Raw genomic sequence first — 16117 nt, 5'->3', positions numbered from 1 at the left:
TCAGCGAGGCTCCCGCCGACCGGCGTCGGCCATCCGATCGACCAGCCGGTCGGCCATCCGGTCGACCAGCCACGCGGTCGCCGGTATCACCGCCAGCGCGGTGCACCAGCCGCCGAGGACGTCGGTCGGGTAGTGCGCGCCCAGGGCGACCTGCGCCCAGCCCATGGCGGCGCCTGCGATCAGCGCCGCGGCGAGCACGAGTGACGCGCCGGCCGTCCTGCCGAGGCCGAGCCGGCCGGTCGCGAGCAGCGCCACCACGAGGGCGAGCGCGGTGAGGAAGGCGGTGTGCCCGCTCGGGTAGGAAAGGTTGTCGGCGCCGTGGATGGTGCGTCCCACCAGGGACTTGAGCAGAGTCGCGGTCCCCACGGTCATGCTGACGCCGACCACGACGAGCACCGCCGCGCGAGGACGCCGAAGCAGCAAACAGCCCGTCACGGTGGCCACGACCAGCGCCGCCGCTCCCACCGGCTCCCCCAGGAAGTCCGTGGCCAGAGCGACATGCCGCCACGGCGACCCCGTACCGTCCACCGCCGCCCAGATCCGCGTGTCCACCGTGCCGGGCCTGCTGTCGCCGGCATACCGGACCCCGAGCACGACGACCACCAGCGCGGCGAGGGCCGCGATCGGCCCGAGCCACACGCGCAGCGACGGGGGCAGCACCGCAGGCGCCGACCGGCCGGTCACCCGCCCACCGCGTCCTGTCGACCCGCTCCCGCCAGGCGATCCAACGCGAGCCCCCCGTCGTGTCCGACCCACCCTCAAGCCGCCGTCATCCTAACCAACGATCCGGTCGCGGCGACCGCCGTCGGATTCGGTGTGCTTGCGCCTGCTGCGAGCGGACCGCCGTCAGGGGTGAAGGACGACCTTGATGGCTCCGGAGGCCCGGTCACCGGCCACGCGGAAGGCCTCCGCGGCTTCGTCGAGGGGGAAGCGGTGGGTGATCACGGTCTGCGCGATCGCGGGGTTGCCGGCGAGCAGCGCCGCGGCCTGTTCGGTGTCGCGGACGCCGTCGTGTCGGCCGTAGGCGATGGAGTGGACGTAGGCGAGTTCCTTGACCAGGCTGACGACGCCCGGGATGGGAATGGTGTGCTGGTATACGCCCAGCAGCACGACGCGCCCGCCGGGGCGGGCCAGCTCGGCGCACCGGGCGAGACCGGTCTCGCTGCCCGCGGCGTCGATCACGACGTCGTAGAGACCTTCGGCCGAGCCGACTTCGAGGCGTTCCGCCGCAATCCTCTGGTGCTTGTGGCGCACCTCGATATCGACGTCGAAGCCGCGCTGCCGGGTCGCGGCCGCGGCCAGCAGCCCGATGCTGCCGCCGCCGACGACTGCCACCCGCTCCCCCGGCGTGAGCGCCGCGCCGCGGACACCGTGCCAGGCCACCGACGCCGGCTCCACGAGGCAGGCGTCGCGTACGTCCAGGCCGTCCGGAAGCGGGACGAGCATGTTCTCGGAGACCGTCACGGCGTCGCACATGCCGCCGTCCCGGAATATCCCGAGCGTTCCGTGCTCCGGGGCGACGCACCGCTGGACATGGCCGGCGCGGCATTGGCCGCACTCGCCGCAGTACACCGTGGGCTCGACGGCGTAGCACCGGCCGTCGGCGGCCGTGCCGGCGAACTCGTGACCATAGGTGTAGCCCTGAACGCCACCGGTCGCGAAGTTCACGTCGGTCCCGCAGATGCCCGCCGAGGCGACGGTGAGGCGCACCCCGGGCGCTTCCGGTTCGTCGGCCTCGGCCACGAGGATGCCCTGGTCGGTGTTGCGTACTGCGCGCATGGTGGCCCCTTCGACCTTCCCGTTATGCGAACGCCGTTAGCTTATGTTAAGTGATCAGGGTTCGCCTCACACCTATCCTTGTCCGGTGCATGAACCGACGACGAAAGCCACGGCAGGCGAGCCGCCGCCGGAGGAACCGCGGAAGAACCAGCGGGCGGAACCGAGGCCGGGCACGGCGGCCTGGTGGCTTGCCCGGGAGAACGAACCCGCGCGGCCGCGGCGGCGCAGATCACTGACCCTCGATGCCGTACTCGACGCGGCCATGGCCCTGCTCGACACGCGTGGCGCGGCCGCGCTGACGATGCGCAACATCGCCGATGAGCTCGGCTGCACGCAGGCGTCCCTCTACCGCCACGTGCGCAACCGTGAGGAACTGGTGACCCTCCTGGTCGACCGGGCAGTCGCCGTGGCGAGCTCGGTTCCGCCCGACGGCGGGGACTGGGCCGAGAAGGCGGCGTGGTCCGCACGCCTGTTCCGCGCGCACCTGCTCCGGCACCCCGGCGTGGCCTCGCTCCTTCGCGGGACCGAGCGGCTCGGTCCCAACTCGCTGGCCGGGGTGGAGTACTCCCTCGAACTGTTCATCGGCGCCGGCCTCAGCCCCCGGCTCGCGTCCGCCGCCGCATCGTCGCTGGCCACCTTCGTCCTCGGCTCGGTGCACCTCAACCTCGGCCTGGACATATCGGACCCCCAGGAGAGCCGTCACCGACGCCTGCTGTACCGCTCCCGGGACGCCGCGGCCTTCCCCCTGCTCGTCCAGCACGCCGACACCCTCGCGGAGGTCAGCAGCGACGACGAGTTCGAAGTCGGCCTCAACGCCTTGTTGACCGGATTCCGCGCCCTGATCCAGAACTCGGACCTCACACGCGACTAGGGCGCGTTTACGGGGCCCGTGAACGGCGGGCTCCCGCACCCCCGCGCTGAACCTGAGACATCGACACCAGGTTCGACGACGTCACATACTGACCCTCGTCGAAATCTGACAACGGGGCCTTCTGCGTCCGGGCCTTCCAGGACGGCGACTTCTGCCGCACTCACGATGAGGAATCGCAGTGAACGCATCTACGTCACCGGCGGTTTGGGTGACCGGCGAGACCGTCGACGGCCGGTACCGGGTGATCGGCGAGCTCGGCCGGGGCGGGATGGGCGTCGTGCACCGGGTACGGCATCTCGGCTGGGGCATCGACATGGCGGTGAAGAGTTCGCGGCCCGAGCTCTTCCGGAGCCCCGGCGATCAGGAACTGTTCGTCAGGGAGGCCGAGGCGTGGGTGTCCCTCGGGCTCCATCCCAACGTCTGCGCCTGCCATTACGTGCGGGTGATCGACGGTGTCCCCCGCGTGTTCGCCGAGTACGTGGACGGCGGCAGCCTGGCCGAGTGGATCGGCGACGGGCGCCTCCACGCCGGGGATGCGCCGCAGGCCCTGGCCCGTGTTCTCGACACGGCGGTCCAAGCGGCCCGTGGGCTCGAGCACGCCCATCGCGCAGACCTGGTGCACCAGGACGTGAAGCCGGCCAACATTCTGCTCGACGGCACGGGCGCCGCGAAGATCACCGACTTCGGTCTCGCCCGGTCCAAGGCCGCCACGGCCCGACCGACCTCCACGTGGCGCCGGGCGTCAGCGTGTTGGTGCCGTTCGGCGGCATGACGGTCGGCTATGCCTCCCCGGAGCAGCTCGCGGGCGAGCCCGTCGGGCGCCGCAGCGATGTCTACAGTTTCGCGGTCTCGGTCCTGGAGATGTTCACCGGCGGTGTGCATTGGGCGGCTGGTTCGGTCGCGGGTCTCGCCCTGGAGCAATATCTGGCCGACCCCTCGAATCCGGTCGCGGCGCCACCGGAAGTCGCCCACCTGCTCCGGCGCTGCCTGCGGCAGCACCCGGCCCACCGGCCGGCCTCGATGGCGGACATCGCGGACGTACTGGCCGGGATCTACGAGCAGGTGACCGGCTCGGCGTATCCGCGTCCCACGTCGCAGGCCGCCGATCTGCGCGCCGACGAGCTCAACAACCGTGGCCTGTCGCTCCTCGACCTGGACCGGGCCGCCGACGCCGAGCATGCCTTCGACCAGGCGCTCGCGGTCGACCCGCACCACGTCGGGGCCGTGTACAACGGTGGCCTGTTCCGGTGGCGTACGGGGGCGATCACCGATGGGGAACTCGTCGCCCGGTTGGAGGCGATCCCGCGTGGGTCCGGCGCGTCCTCCTGGCAGGTGCGGCTCTTTCTGGCCCGGGTCCACCTCGAACGCGGCGACCTCGCGGCGGCACACGACCTGCTCGACGCCCTCGCGCGCGAACGGCCCGACGACACCGACGTACGGGCGGCGCTGCGGGTGGCGGCCTCCGGAACCGTGGCCGATGCCCGCCACACCGGCACCCGCGCCTTTCGCGAGCCGTTCGCGCTGCCCTTCGCGCCGGTGAAACTGCTCGCCCGGCACGAGGTGATGGGCTACCTGCCGATCCGGTTCACTCCCGACGGGCGCCTCGCGCTGAGCGGCCACTGGGACGGCGTGCTCCGGCTGTGGGACACGGCGACCGGCGCCCAGCGATCGGCGGTCAAGGGCCACCGCACACAGGTGCTCGGCGTCGACCTCACCCCTGACGGCTCGTACGCACTGTCCACGAGCCGCGACGGCACGGTGCAGTTCTGGGATCTCAGGGCAGGCAGGTGTACCCGCGTCATCCGCTCCGCCGCACGCGCCACGGGGTGCCCGGTCAGGTTGAGTGCCGACGGGCGCATCGGTGTGTGGCAGGGCGTGGACGGGCACGTGCAGGTCTGGGAACCGCGGACCGGGACCCCCCGGTGGTCGCTCGGCGCAGCACTCGAGGACGGCGCCCTGGACGGCTCGCAGTACGAGGTGAGCGCCGACGGGCGCCATGTGCTCACCGCCGAGGAGGACGGGGCGCGGCTGTGGAGCGTGGCCGATGGCCGGTGCCGGGTGCTGGCCGCCGGCTCGGCGACGCATGCGCTGTGCTTCAGTCCCGACGGGCGGACGGTCGCGGTGGCCGGCGAGGACCGGGTGATCCGGTTGTGGGACGTGGGGGAAGGCCGGCAGGCCGGTCCGTGGCGTGCGTTGACGGGGCTGACCGCCGCGGCCGGTCACCTGGCCTTCGGCGACAGTGGGCGGCTGCTGCTGTCCGGAACCACCGGCGACCACACCGTTCAGATCTGGGAGTTGAGCAGCGGTCGGTGTCTGCGGACCTTCACCGCCCACGCGTACGGGATGCACCACGTCGGATTCCCCGACGGCGACGACCGGTTCGGCTGCTCCGTCGGCGGGCATCCCGAACTGCCCGTGCATCGCTGGCGGTTGCCCGATACCGCATACGCCGCCGAGCCGCATGTGATCAAGCCGCGCGAGTACGCGGAGGTCAGCCGGCTCGGCGGACTGGCCGAGGGACTGCTCGCCGAAGCACACCAGGCGATGTCCAACGGCCGGCACCGGTCAGCCTTCGACCTGTTGACCCGCGCACGGGAGATACCGGGATACGAGCGCGCGCCCCAGGTCCTGGCCGCCTGGCACGAACTGGGTCGCTCGGCGCGCCGCGTACGGCTGCGCTCCGCCTGGTCGCGGCCACTGGACGCCGGCCACCTCTCCTACGGCGCCATCACGGCGATCGGTGTCGCCGCGGGTGTCCGGCTCGCCGTCAGCGGGCAGAGCGACGGCACCGTACGGATCTGGGATCTGGACAGCGGCGCGTGCACGCACGTCCTCGACGATCACCCGGGCAGGGTCGGCGGGGTGGCGTTGAGCGACGACGGTCGGCACGTCCTGTGCGAGGGCACCAAGCCACTCGCGATCATTCGGCGGCGACTGGCAGACGGCGAGTGCCGTCGGCTGACTCCGGACTGGGACATGCGGAGGACCATCAGGTTCACCGGCGACGGGAGGTACGCCTGGCTCGGCAGCGGCGACGGTGTCCTGCGCCGATGGGACCTGGACGACGACCGCTGCACCGCGACGATCACTGGAAACGGCCCGGTCAACGTGATCTCCACATCCGCGGACGGGCGGCTCGCGGCGGTCGGCGACTCAGCCGGCGTGGTCCGGCTGCGAGATCTCGACACCGGAGCCTGCCTGCGGACCTGGACCGGCCCCCGGGAACCGATCCTGTCGGCGTGCCTGAGCGCCGACGGCCGCCTGGCCATGTCCACACACCAGGTCATGTCCTCGGGCGCCGAGGACGAACCGATCCGGCTGTGGGACGCCGGTGCCGGGCGGTGCGTACGCGAGTTCGCGGGGCACGAGGGCTGGGTCTCCGCCGTGCGGTTCACACCCGACGCCCGGTTCGCCTTCTCGGCCGGCCACGACAGAACCGTACGGATGTGGGAGGTCGCCACCGGCCGATGCCTGCACGTGCTCGAAGGACACCAACAACGCATCAGGCACCTCGAACTCACCCCCGACCTGCGCAACTTGCTCTCGGCGGGAGACGACGGCATCCGGCTCTGGGACCTCGACTGGGAGCTGGCGGCCGACTGAGCGGAGCGGGATGCGTACGGTCCGACGCCGCGGCTGGCACGCGCACGTTCACCGCCTCGCCCCCGAAGCACTCCCCCATCCCCACCCACACCACACCCACACCACACCCACACCCACACCCACACCCACACCCACAAGGAGACGATCGTCTGTGACGCCCTCGGCCACCATCAGGCTCACCCTTGTCGAGGGCCGGGTGAAGCCCGGCGTGTACGTCTTCGAGGAGCGCACCACCCGCGTCCTCGGCCGCTCCAGCGACTGTTCGCCGCAACTGCCCGACGACCCCGACCACAAGACGGTCTCCCGCCACCACTGCCTGCTCGACATCAACCCGCCGGACATCCGCATCCGTGACTTCGGCAGCCTCAACGGCACGTACGTCAACGGCGAGAAGATCGGCCAGCGGCGCCGCGGCCTCACCCCGGAGGAGGCCGTCGCGGATTCCTACCCCGAGCACGACCTCAAGGACGGCGACCGGATCCGCCTCGGCGACACCGTGTTCCGCGTCGACATCACGCGGCCGCGGGTCGCCACGCTGAGGCTCGCGCGCTGCGCCAAGTGCGAGCGCGAGCTGGGCGACGAGGCGGGCGGCCGCCCCGGCGAGTTGTTGTGCGCCGCCTGTCAGGCCCGGCCCGACGCCGTGCTCAAGCTGCTGCTCGAGCTGGCGCACGGCGGCCGCGCCGACCTGAAGGCCATCCACGGCTACTCGGTGATCCGGGAGCTCGGCCGTGGCGGCATGGGTGCGGTGTACCTGGCCCGGCACGAGGCCACCGGCGTCGAGGTGGCGCTGAAGGTGATGCTGCCGAAGGTTGCGGCGAGCGAGACGGCGCGCGCCCGGTTCCTGCGCGAGGTGGCGCTCACCCGGGCGATGAAGCATCCGCACGTCGTCGCGCTGCACGACGCGGGCTTCGGATACGGAACCTTCTATCTGACAACCGAGTTCTGCACCGGCGGCAGCCTCGACCGGCTCGTCGCCGAACGCGGCGGGCGACTCCCGGTCGAGGAAGCGGTGCCCCTCGCGGTGCAGGCGCTCAAGGGCCTGGAACACGCGCACGGACAGGGCGTCGTCCACCGCGACCTGAGCCCCTCCAACATCCTGCTGCACAGGGGGACCGACGGCTCGACGACGGCGAAGATCGCGGACTTCGGCATCGGAAAGGCCTTTGACCAGGCGGGCCTGAGCGGACTGACACGCACCGGCACCACCGTGGGCAAACCGATGTTCATGCCGCGCCAACAGGTCATCGACTTCCGCAAGGCCACCCCCGCCGTGGACGTATGGGCATTTGCCGCCTGCCTCTACCACACACTGACCGGAAGGACCCCGCGCGAGTTCCCGCGCGCCAAGGACCCCTGGCAGGTCGTCCTGCAGGAGCCGGCGATCCCGATCCGCCGCCGCGACCCGGCCATCCCACGACGTCTCGCGGAGGTCATCGACACGGCGCTGCGGGAGCACCCCGAGATCGGCTGCGCGAGCGCGGCGGAGCTGCGCGGGGCGCTGCAGCAGGCGGTGCGGTGAGCCCTGACCCCGGCTGGTACCGCGCGACCGCCACTGGCCGGGCTCGTGCTCCATACCGCAGGAAGCGCTCGTGGTGCTGAGCCAGTTCCGGCAGGTCGTGGACGTGCGCCGGCCTACGACGGGCCTTCTTGGGTATCTCGGGCGGCGCGCCCTGCCTTCGACGCCAAAGCCTATCCGCAGTGTCGGTGTGGCCCGGTCTCGTTCGGACCGAGTCGGTCGATGCCGCCGCGCGTCTGTGTCAGGCGTTCTCAGACGTCCGTGATGTGAACTCGTTCGCCTTGGTGCCCGTAGAGCACGATGGTCTCCGCCGGCATATCGTCCCGAGCGTTGCCAATCCAGTGAGGCGCGTTCGTATCGAACTCCGCCGCTTCGCCCGCCGTCAGTTCCGTCCGGGTATCGGTGAGGACCAGGTGGACCGCCCCATGGAGTACGTAGAACCACTCCCGGCCGGGATGCTGATGAAATTTCGGCGGCGGGAGCCGCGAAACCGGAGGATAGATCACCTTGTACGCCTGCACGCCACCTGTTTTCATGCCCAGCGGCACGAATGTCAGCCCATGTTTGCGAAAGGGGCGCAAGTGGACCCGCGGATCGGCAGTGACCGGCGCGGCAACCAGTTCGTCGAGCGGCACAGCGTAAGCGCGGGCAAGCGGCAATAGCTGTTCCAGAGTCGGACGAATGTGTCCGCGTTCGAGCCGAGAGATGGTGCTCGGCGTGAGCCCCGTGCGTTCCGCCAGATCGGTGAGGGTGACGCCGAGAGCCTTGCGGAAGCCCCGCAGCCTCGGACCGACGTTCTGCAATACCGCTTCGTCTTCCGTCACTGGCCGGCTCCTCCACTCGGATCCACCCGGGGCCTTTTTGCAATCCTGCAAAAAAGCCTGCGGAATCGCAAGGCCGCACCTGAGGATTTGCGGCATGGACCTGACCCGAAACCACAGGCGCCCTCCCCGCCGACGCCTCCTCCTCGGAGCCGGCTCGCTGGCCCTCTCACTCGCCGTGGGCAGTACTGCCGGGTGCGATGGGCCCGACGGGGCCGCCGCATCACCTCGCGCTACCGTCTCGTCGGCCGGGCCGGCGGCGTCGTACGACGCCGCGACGAAGCATGACGCAGAGTTCAACGCGACGTTCAAGCACAAGTTCTCGACCGTCCGCGGTGTGCGCATGCACTACGTCACCGGCGGTAAGGGCCCGGCCCTGGTGCTGCTGCACGGCTGGCCGCAGACGTGGTACGAGTGGCGGAAGATCATGCCGGCTCTCGCCGAGCATCACACCGTCTACGCTCTCGATCTCCCCGGCCTCGGCGACAGCAAGGGAAGCCCGGAGAGCTTCGACAAAAAGACCCTGGCACGTTACGTCCACGGTCTCCTGCGTGACCAGATCGGACTCGACAAGTTCGACCTGGTCGCACACGACCTCGGCGGTGGCGTCGGATTCCAGTACGTCTCGCAGTTCCCCGGACAGGTGAACTCTTATGTACACATGGACTATCCGCTCCCCGGGCGGAAGCTGCCCGCCGCGCAGTACCGGACCTTCTCCTGGCACATGGCCTTCAACAGTCAGCAGGCGATCCCCGAGAAACTCGTCGACAACCCGAGCGACGTGCGCGAGTACCTCACGGCGTTCTATCCACAAGTCGCCTACGGCGGCGCGTCATTCGGCGGCAAGAGGACACGGTCCCCCTTCACCGAGGCGGAAATCAACGAGTACGTCCGCACCTACAGCCGCCCGGACGTACTGCACGCGGGATTCGAGCTCTACCGAAGCCTGGACAAAGACGAACGTGACAACACCGCAGCCGCCCATATCAACACCCCCACCCTCCTCCTCACGGCAACCGGCTCACTCGCCTCCACCCGACCCACCCTGACGCCGACGTTGCGCAACATCACCCGCGCGGTCGAGATTCCCACATCGGGCCACTGGCTCGCGGAAGAGAACCCCGAGGCCGTAGTGCGTGAGATCCTCTCGTTCACCAGCAAGACCGGAACGAAGTAGTACTCAAACTCGGGATGGCAGACGCCGGGCCCGGTGCTCGATCGCACCCGCGTGCCGATCGGCGGGGGCGTCCGCTTCACCGCGAGCATCCGCAATGTCGGTGCCGAGGCCGCCCGGCCGGCGATCGACTACGTGGTCCACCACCGCAGGGCCAACGGCTCGCAGAGCGCCAGGACGTTCAAGCTCACCACCCGAACCCTGGGCCCGGACGAGACGATCGAGGTGAGCCGGGACCATTCCATCCGGCTCCTGACCACCCGCCGCTACCACCCCGGCCCGCATGCCCTCGCCCTGCAGATCAACGGCGTGCTGTCGGACCGCGTGGAGTTCGAGCCATGACCATGACCTACGCGACCAACGTGCAGGGCCGACGGCAAAGCATTCCCCCGCCGGCTCGGCATCCCGCCTGTTGGAACGGAAAGTCCGCTGCCCTGGTGCCGTCACACACCAGGGCAGCGGGGGTTTTCGGTGCGGCAGCGCTCGACGCCCGCGTGCGCCCTGCCGCCGCCTTCGGTGGCGGCCTGCCCGCCGCCCGACTGCTTCTCCGCGGCGGCGACCCGGAGAGTGCGACGGCGGGCGATGCGGCCAGTGGTGTCGGAGCGCATTTCGGGTCCCAGAGCGGTCGGTGTCGTGGTCTGCTCGGTACGACAACAACTCTGACCGGGGCCGCTACCGCACCACCGCCGTCCCGCTAACATCCGGCTAACACGACTGTGCCCAGGAAGCCGCCGGCGGCCGGGAGTTCCCCAGGCCCGGTCGGCCACCAGCCCCTCGCCACGTCGGTCGCGGCCGACCCGGTCGGGGGCCTCGCGCAGGGTGAAGGTGACGTCGACGACGCGGCCCGCGAGCTGAATGAGCCGGGCCGAGGCGGGTGCGCTCGTGCAACGGGTCATGGATGCCGACTACGCCTCCGAAGAGGAGGTGGACAGCTGGCTGATCTGGGTGACGGCCGCGTCGTAGGGCCGGCCGTACGATTCGAACGACCGTAGGGCGACTCAGTGGCTGCTCAGTGGCTGCTCAGCGGCTTGCCGTACTTCTGAGCCGTGGACAGGTACGGGAGGCCGAGCGTGCGGGGCGAGAGGGCCGTCGAGCCGGCGGCCGAGCCGCTGCGGAAGAGCCATGCGGCGCCCAGGGAGGCGTTCTCGCCAGGGGATCCGACCGTGACATCCGGTACGCCGTCGGCGTCGCAGTCACCCGAGGCGACCGCCGCGCCGAAGGTGTCGCCCGCCTCGGCGACGCCCGGGACGCCGGGCCTGTCCTGGTTCCAGGAGACGGATGTCGCAGCGCCGCCTGCGTCGAGCAGTCCCTGAGCGCTGCCGGAGAGCAGCCAGGCGGCGCCCGCCCCCGCTTTACTTCCGATGGCCTCACCAGGAGCGCCCACGATCAGGTCGTCGCGGCCGTCGCGGTTGACGTCGGCGACAGCGAGGGCGGCGCCGAAGCGGTCGCCGTCCTCGGCCACGCCCGGGACACCCTCCGTGTCCTGGTTGAGAGTCTGGGCGCGGCTGCCGAACGAGCCGCTCGCGGGGCTTCCGTAGTGGAGGTGGATGCCGCCCCCCTTGGCGAGATTTTCGGGACCGCACGGGTCGTCGATGTTCTCGTCGGCGATCTCACGGCACTCGCCGAGGGCCAGGTCGTCGTGGCCGTCGCCGTCGAAGTCGCCGGCGGCCAGGGCGGTCACGCCGGCGTTGTCCGTGTTCCAGAAGTTGGCCATCTCGGACCGGTCGGCGTCCCACTTCCACAGGCGCACGTGAGACTGCGTGTTGGGGTTGCCCGCGGTCCAGTACGCCACGGCCAGGTCCGCCGTGCCGTCGCTGTCGAAGTCGCCGGTGGTCAGAACGGGGGCGCGGCCGCCCATGGGGGCGGCGACGACGGTGGTGATCATGCTGTCTTCACCCTGGATGACACGAGCGACGACCTTGTCCGTGCCGCCGATCACGATCTCCTTGTTGTCGTCGCCGGTCAGCTCGGCCGCCGCGACCGATGTGCCGTACGCGGCCGACGGCGACGGCCCGGTCAGGACCGTCGCCCCCGGTCCCGGCCCGTCCGTCGAGCCGCCTATGGCGATGACCATGCCGGCGTCCGTACCGCGGTCGATGACATCCTCGCCGGGGACACCGGCGAGGAGTTCCGCGATGCCGTCGCCGTTGAGGTCCACCAGGGCCACGGATGCGCCGAAGCGGTCACCCGCCTCCGGGGTCCCGGGAACCTCGGGAGTGGACTGGGTGACACGGATGCTTCCGTAGGCGCCGACACCCTTCGGCCCACCCCAGACGATGTTCACGTATCCGGCCTTGGCCTGGCCGCCGACGGTCCCCTCCGGGACGCCGACGGCGAGGTCCGCGTAGCCGTCCCCGTTGAAGTCGCTCGTGGCGGTACGGGGTGCGGCAGCGGTGGCGCCGGACGGGAACACGAACCCGGCGGTGGCCACAGCGCCGGCTGCGATGGCGTATGTCAGGATGCGGCGGCTGTGTGGCACGAAGGCTCCCACTCGGTCGACGGGTGCGGGTCATCCGGTGTGACCGTCGAAGGGCGGCGCTGGTTGTACGGAGTTCACGGGTGGTTGGCGCCGGGTTAACGATAGGCGGGCCTCGGTCCGAGCGGACACGCGTCCGGGGGCAGGCCGCCCGTGCGGCAGTGGAACAACTGCGGGAGCAGATCAGCCGCTTGTCCGAGCAGCCCGCCGCAGCCGAACAGCCCCTCATCCGCCTGCGGGTCACCCACGATGATGGGCTCGTCGAAAGCGGCCGCCCCCTGCTCGGGGATGACCCCACACCTGCTCAGTGGCTCTCCCCACCCATCTGCCGCCTGACCTGCGGGACCAGCCAGCCCCCTACACCCCGGTACGGTGCACCAGGCCGTTCAGGATGAGGGCGAGGCCCGCCTCGAACGCCGACTCGTGATCGATCACCGGCACGTCAGCCGGTAGATCCGCGGTGTCACCGGGGTCGGTGTCTGCCTGCTCTTCCAGGACGCTGCCGACCGTGAAGCGGCTAGCCGCCAGCATTGCCATGTGCGCTTCCCGCTCGGGGACGCCGGAGGCGACGAGGAATTCCATCTTGCGGCGGATCCGGCCGAGGTCGCCGGTGGGGGTGCTGCCGGCGTGGAGCCGTGCGCCGTCCCGGCGCATCAGCAGGGTGCGCCTGAAGCTGCGTGTGTTGGCCAGGAACCAGTCGCGCCAGTCGTCATCGGGCGTCGGCAGTGGTGCGGTCGCATGGGGTGTCATCGCCGCCTCCGCCATGGCGGCGAGGAGGTCCTTCTTCGTGCGGAAGTACCAGTAGAGCGATGGCTGTTCCACACTCAGTCGCTTCGCCAGCCGTCTCGTGCTGACGGCGTCCAACCCGACCTCGTCGAGCAGGCCGAGCGCCTCAGCGATGACGGCCTCGCGGTTCATCTTGGTCACGTTGACAATCTATCGCTGATAGATGACTCTGAAAAGGAATCTTTCACTGATAGATTTAGGGTGATGGGCATGACAAAGAGATCAAGAACGCAGCCCCTGCGGGTCCTCGTCGCCGGTGGTGGGGTCGCGGGACAGGCTCTGGCCCTCTGGCTCACACGGGGCGGCCACCAGGTGACCGTTGTCGAACGCTTTCCGGCGCTGCGGGCCGCCGGGGCTCAGGTCGATCTCCGGGGGCAGGGCATCGAGGCCGTCAAGCGCATGGGGCTCCTCGACACCGTCCGGGGCAAGCTCGTGGACGAGGCGGGCGTCGCCTTCGTCGATGCCCGAGGCAAGGCCAAGGCGACAATCATGGCCAACACCTCCGGGCGGGGTCGGCAGACCCTCACGTCCGAGTACGAGATCATGCGCGGGGACCTGGTGCGCATCCTGCACGAGGCGACGAGGGACGACACCGAGTACGTTTTCGGCAAGAGCGTGGACGGCTTCGAGCAGGACGAACACAGGGTCGTCGCGCACTTCTCCGACGGGTCCTCCGGTGAATTCGACCTCCTGGTCGGCGCCGACGGGCAGGGATCACGCATCCGGCGAGCGGTTCTCCCGGAGGGCTTCGACCCGTACTGGCGGGTGGGCATCCACATGGCCTACTGGTTCGTTCCGCGCATCGCGTCCGACAGCAACATCCGGGACACCTACATGGTCCCGGGAGGCCGCCAGATCATGCGCCGCAGCCACAACCCGACCGAGACCCAGGTGTACTTCGTCATACGGGAGGAATCCGATGAAGCCTCAGTGATCCACCGCAAGCCCGTCGAGCGCCAGCAGGAGTTCTGGGCCGACAGGTTCCGCGACGCCGGGTGGCAGACCGAGCGCTTCATCGAGGGCATGAGGACGAGCCCGTTCTTCTACTCCCAGGAGGTCGTCCAGGTCCGCACCGACACCTGGTCCAAGGGCCGCGTGGTCCTGGCCGGTGACGCCGCGCACTGCGCCTCCCCTTACAGCGGCATGGGAATCTCCGGCGGCCTGGTCGGCGCCCATGTCCTGGCTGGTGAGATCAACCGGCACCCCGGCGACCTGCCGACTGCGCTGGCGAACTACGACAGCGTGCTGCGGCCCTTCGTCAACGAGATCCAGGGCGAGGTGAATCCGCGCCTTCTGCGCCTGGGCATGCCGATGACCCAGCGTGCGATCGATGTCTTCCAGGCCGCCACCGCGCTGGCCTGCTTCCTGCACGTCCCCGACCTCGCCGCGCGCCTTTCGAAGAAGGACCGCGGCGGCAACTGGCAGCTCCCCGAGAACCCGGCTCCGATCAGCGCCGCCTGAAAGCGACCGGGCAGCGGGAACGATGGCCGTCATGGCCAGGGCCCGCTCATCGCGGATCTGTGTGAGCTTCTCATCGGCACTGGCATGCGCCCCCGGCCGCCAGTTCACCCAGCGCCTCCACACCCCAAGGCACGCGTGTGACCACCGTGCGGCCACCACGCCGTACAACACGAAGAAGGCCGCTCTCCCATCTCCGGGAAAACGGCCTCCGACCTGCGAAAACGCTGGTCGGGACGACAGGATTCGAACCCGCGACCCCTTGACCCCCAGTGCTGGAAATCCTGACCAAGATGATCCTGTCCGCCCTCGCCGAGAAGACAGCCGAGGGCGGACAGGATGCTTTGCCGGCCGAACACACCAACCTCAACGCTCTGCTGATCGTTCAGCGGCTGCCCGGACACCTGCACGCCAGCTCCACGATGCGGTCTCTGCGCTACATCCGGCGGACGAACCTACTGGTTGCGAGGGCGATCGCGGAGTGAAACGACCAGAACAAGAGCTACGCCGACGACGCGAGCCCGTCTGGCAGAACGGCAGGCGTTCTGATGCCCAGACGAGGGGAACGCAGGTCCCGGCAGGCGGCGAAGCCGCTTGAGCGGGGCGGGCAGGTGTCCCGGATCGAGACGCGTAAGCTGATCTGCATCAATCCCAAGGGCACGGCCATGCGGCGCGTGATCCGCCCGGGGAATTATCGGTGCTCGCAGTTGGGCGCCCAGTTGGCGCACGCCTGGATCGCCCACCACCGGGCTACGGCCTTGACGAACAGCCAGACCCAAACGCGCGTGACCAGGCTGCTCGCCGAGTTCACCGACGGCTGCCCGGCGGCCCGGGGGCTGGAGTCGGCCGAAGCACGGCTGGACGGAGCGGTCATCGACCTGACGGAGTGATCTTCGCCTTCGAGAAGGACGTGCAGGTCGGCTACCCCGCCGACTCGCCACGGCCTCACTTGGCGAGTCATTCGGTCATCCGTCAACCGTTAACTCAGACGGGAAGTTCGGTGATGCTGAGGGCGAAGTCCAAGTTCCCCACCCCGTGGTTGGCGAGGCCCACCGTGACCACACCCGCTCCTTCCAGCCAGTGCGCCATTTTCAGGCCGCCGACGTCCAGCGGGCGCAGCCCGAGGGTCTCGATGAACGCCTCCACACTTGCCTTGGCCTGCGCATTGTCGCCGGCGATGAAGACGTCGGGCCGGCCCTTCTCCAGGACATGACGGAAGACGGTGTTGAACGCCTTCACCACGTTGGCGCTGGCCGGGGCCGCCTTGGCGACTTCCTGCGCGATCGAGGCCTCCTCGCGGTGGGCCAGCCCGTCGAAGGTGGAGTTGAAGGGATTGCTGATGTCGACGATGACCTTGCCCGCGAGAGCGTCTCCGTACTGTGCGACGGCCGGCACGACGCCGTCGTACAGCAGGGCCACGATGACGATGTCCCCGGCCGGGGCGGTGCCCCACTCTCCCGTCGTGGCGCCGCCGCCGAGAGCCTTGGCCAGGTCGGCGGCCTTGGACTGATCGCGGCCCATGACCTCGACGGTGTTGCCGCCCGCTATCGCCCGCACTCCGATGGTGCGGGCCATGTTCCCGGTGCCGATGATGCTGATGTTGCTCATGAGATGTCCTGCCCTGGTTGTGGTT

16 protein-coding genes are annotated in these 16117 nt (G+C 69.9%); 9 read left to right on the top strand and 7 right to left on the bottom strand.

What is annotated here, in order from left to right:
- Together BLV72_RS38160 and BLV72_RS38155 are read right to left on the bottom strand one after the other, a co-directional pair.
- Complete coding sequence (locus tag BLV72_RS38160) at nt 1–684, bottom strand: phosphatase PAP2 family protein (protein ID WP_093468123.1); 684 nt, start codon at nt 682–684, stop codon at nt 1–3.
- A gap of 162 nt (nt 685–846) precedes the next feature.
- A complete protein-coding gene (locus BLV72_RS38155; protein WP_093468122.1) occupies nt 847–1779 on the bottom strand; it encodes a zinc-dependent alcohol dehydrogenase in 933 nt (310 codons plus the stop codon).
- Nucleotides 1780–1864: 85 nt separating this feature from the next.
- Here BLV72_RS38155 and BLV72_RS38150 point away from each other — a divergent pair, with 85 nt between their 5' ends.
- The 4 genes from BLV72_RS38150 (at nt 1865) to BLV72_RS38140 (ending at nt 7772) form a co-directional block, all read left to right on the top strand.
- Nucleotides 1865–2650, top strand: a complete 786-nt coding sequence (locus BLV72_RS38150) for a TetR/AcrR family transcriptional regulator (protein ID WP_244321223.1) — start codon at nt 1865–1867, stop codon at nt 2648–2650.
- A 178-nt stretch (nt 2651–2828) separates the two neighbouring features.
- Nucleotides 2829–3422 carry a serine/threonine-protein kinase gene (locus tag BLV72_RS50590; RefSeq protein ID WP_280143036.1) on the top strand — a complete coding sequence of 198 codons (594 nt, stop codon included), beginning with the start codon at nt 2829–2831 and terminating at the stop codon, nt 3420–3422.
- A complete protein-coding gene (locus tag BLV72_RS50585; protein WP_280143035.1) occupies nt 3380–6253 on the top strand; it encodes a tetratricopeptide repeat protein in 2874 nt (957 codons plus the stop codon). The genes BLV72_RS50590 and BLV72_RS50585 overlap by 43 nt, the downstream gene beginning before the upstream one ends.
- A gap of 151 nt (nt 6254–6404) precedes the next feature.
- Nucleotides 6405–7772 (top strand): protein kinase domain-containing protein, encoded by a 1368-nt coding sequence (locus BLV72_RS38140; RefSeq protein ID WP_093468120.1) that lies wholly within the window; start codon nt 6405–6407, stop codon nt 7770–7772.
- A 248-nt stretch (nt 7773–8020) separates the two neighbouring features.
- Here the strand turns inward: BLV72_RS38140 and BLV72_RS38135 are convergent, their stop codons facing one another.
- Nucleotides 8021–8593: a helix-turn-helix domain-containing protein gene (locus BLV72_RS38135; RefSeq protein ID WP_244321222.1), complete on the bottom strand. Its 573-nt coding sequence runs from the start codon at nt 8591–8593 to the stop codon at nt 8021–8023.
- Nucleotides 8594–8933: 340 nt separating this feature from the next.
- Here BLV72_RS38135 and BLV72_RS38130 point away from each other — a divergent pair, with 340 nt between their 5' ends.
- Both BLV72_RS38130 and BLV72_RS38125 read left to right on the top strand, forming a co-directional pair.
- Entirely contained in the window at nt 8934–9767 is an 834-nt protein-coding gene (locus tag BLV72_RS38130) for an alpha/beta fold hydrolase (RefSeq protein ID WP_244321490.1), read from the top strand.
- Between the two features lie 33 nt (nt 9768–9800).
- Complete coding sequence (locus BLV72_RS38125; RefSeq protein ID WP_208905859.1) at nt 9801–10106, top strand: hypothetical protein; 306 nt, start codon at nt 9801–9803, stop codon at nt 10104–10106.
- 101 nt (nt 10107–10207) lie between these two features.
- On the opposite strand, the gene BLV72_RS48400 is transcribed toward BLV72_RS38125, so the two are convergent.
- From BLV72_RS48400 to BLV72_RS38110, 3 genes are all read right to left on the bottom strand, one after another.
- Nucleotides 10208–10372 carry a hypothetical protein gene (locus BLV72_RS48400; RefSeq protein WP_167746277.1) on the bottom strand — a complete coding sequence of 55 codons (165 nt, stop codon included), beginning with the start codon at nt 10370–10372 and terminating at the stop codon, nt 10208–10210.
- A 401-nt stretch (nt 10373–10773) separates the two neighbouring features.
- Entirely contained in the window at nt 10774–12243 is a 1470-nt protein-coding gene (locus BLV72_RS38115) for an FG-GAP and VCBS repeat-containing protein (protein WP_244321221.1), read from the bottom strand.
- Between the two features lie 354 nt (nt 12244–12597).
- Nucleotides 12598–13158, bottom strand: coding sequence for a TetR/AcrR family transcriptional regulator C-terminal domain-containing protein (locus tag BLV72_RS38110; RefSeq protein WP_208905858.1), 561 nt, complete (start codon nt 13156–13158; stop codon nt 12598–12600).
- Nucleotides 13159–13236: 78 nt separating this feature from the next.
- On the opposite strand from BLV72_RS38110, the gene BLV72_RS38105 reads away from it, so the two are divergent.
- The 3 genes from BLV72_RS38105 (at nt 13237) to BLV72_RS38095 (ending at nt 15374) form a co-directional block, all read left to right on the top strand.
- Nucleotides 13237–14487: an FAD-dependent monooxygenase gene (locus BLV72_RS38105; RefSeq protein ID WP_093470788.1), complete on the top strand. Its 1251-nt coding sequence runs from the start codon at nt 13237–13239 to the stop codon at nt 14485–14487.
- A 269-nt stretch (nt 14488–14756) separates the two neighbouring features.
- Nucleotides 14757–14969, top strand: coding sequence for a hypothetical protein (locus BLV72_RS38100; RefSeq protein WP_093468112.1), 213 nt, complete (start codon nt 14757–14759; stop codon nt 14967–14969).
- 63 nt (nt 14970–15032) lie between these two features.
- Nucleotides 15033–15374: a hypothetical protein gene (locus tag BLV72_RS38095; RefSeq protein WP_143059843.1), complete on the top strand. Its 342-nt coding sequence runs from the start codon at nt 15033–15035 to the stop codon at nt 15372–15374.
- 94 nt (nt 15375–15468) lie between these two features.
- On the opposite strand, the gene BLV72_RS38090 is transcribed toward BLV72_RS38095, so the two are convergent.
- Nucleotides 15469–16092 carry an NADPH-dependent F420 reductase gene (locus tag BLV72_RS38090; protein ID WP_093468109.1) on the bottom strand — a complete coding sequence of 208 codons (624 nt, stop codon included), beginning with the start codon at nt 16090–16092 and terminating at the stop codon, nt 15469–15471.
- Between the last annotated feature and the right edge of the window lie 25 nt (nt 16093–16117).

It is taken from the genome of Streptomyces melanosporofaciens, assembly GCF_900105695.1.
In the GTDB taxonomy this organism is placed as follows: domain Bacteria; phylum Actinomycetota; class Actinomycetes; order Streptomycetales; family Streptomycetaceae; genus Streptomyces; species Streptomyces antimycoticus.
This window is presented reverse-complemented; position numbering and strand designations above follow the sequence as displayed.

Excerpts from the sequence above, each read along its gene's own strand:
- BLV72_RS38090 (WP_093468109.1), bottom strand. The coding sequence starts at position 16,092 with ATGAGCAACATCAGCATCATCGGCACCGGGAACATGGCCCGCACCATC.
- BLV72_RS38095 (WP_143059843.1), top strand. The coding sequence starts at position 15,033 with ATGCCCAGACGAGGGGAACGCAGGTCCCGGCAGGCGGCGAAGCCGCTT.
- BLV72_RS38105 (WP_093470788.1), top strand. The coding sequence starts at position 13,237 with ATGACAAAGAGATCAAGAACGCAGCCCCTGCGGGTCCTCGTCGCCGGT.
- BLV72_RS38110 (WP_208905858.1), bottom strand. The coding sequence starts at position 13,158 with ATGAACCGCGAGGCCGTCATCGCTGAGGCGCTCGGCCTGCTCGACGAG.
- BLV72_RS38130 (WP_244321490.1), top strand. The coding sequence starts at position 8,934 with ATGCACTACGTCACCGGCGGTAAGGGCCCGGCCCTGGTGCTGCTGCAC.
- BLV72_RS38155 (WP_093468122.1), bottom strand. The coding sequence starts at position 1,779 with ATGCGCGCAGTACGCAACACCGACCAGGGCATCCTCGTGGCCGAGGCC.
- BLV72_RS48400 (WP_167746277.1), bottom strand. The coding sequence starts at position 10,372 with ATGCGCTCCGACACCACTGGCCGCATCGCCCGCCGTCGCACTCTCCGG.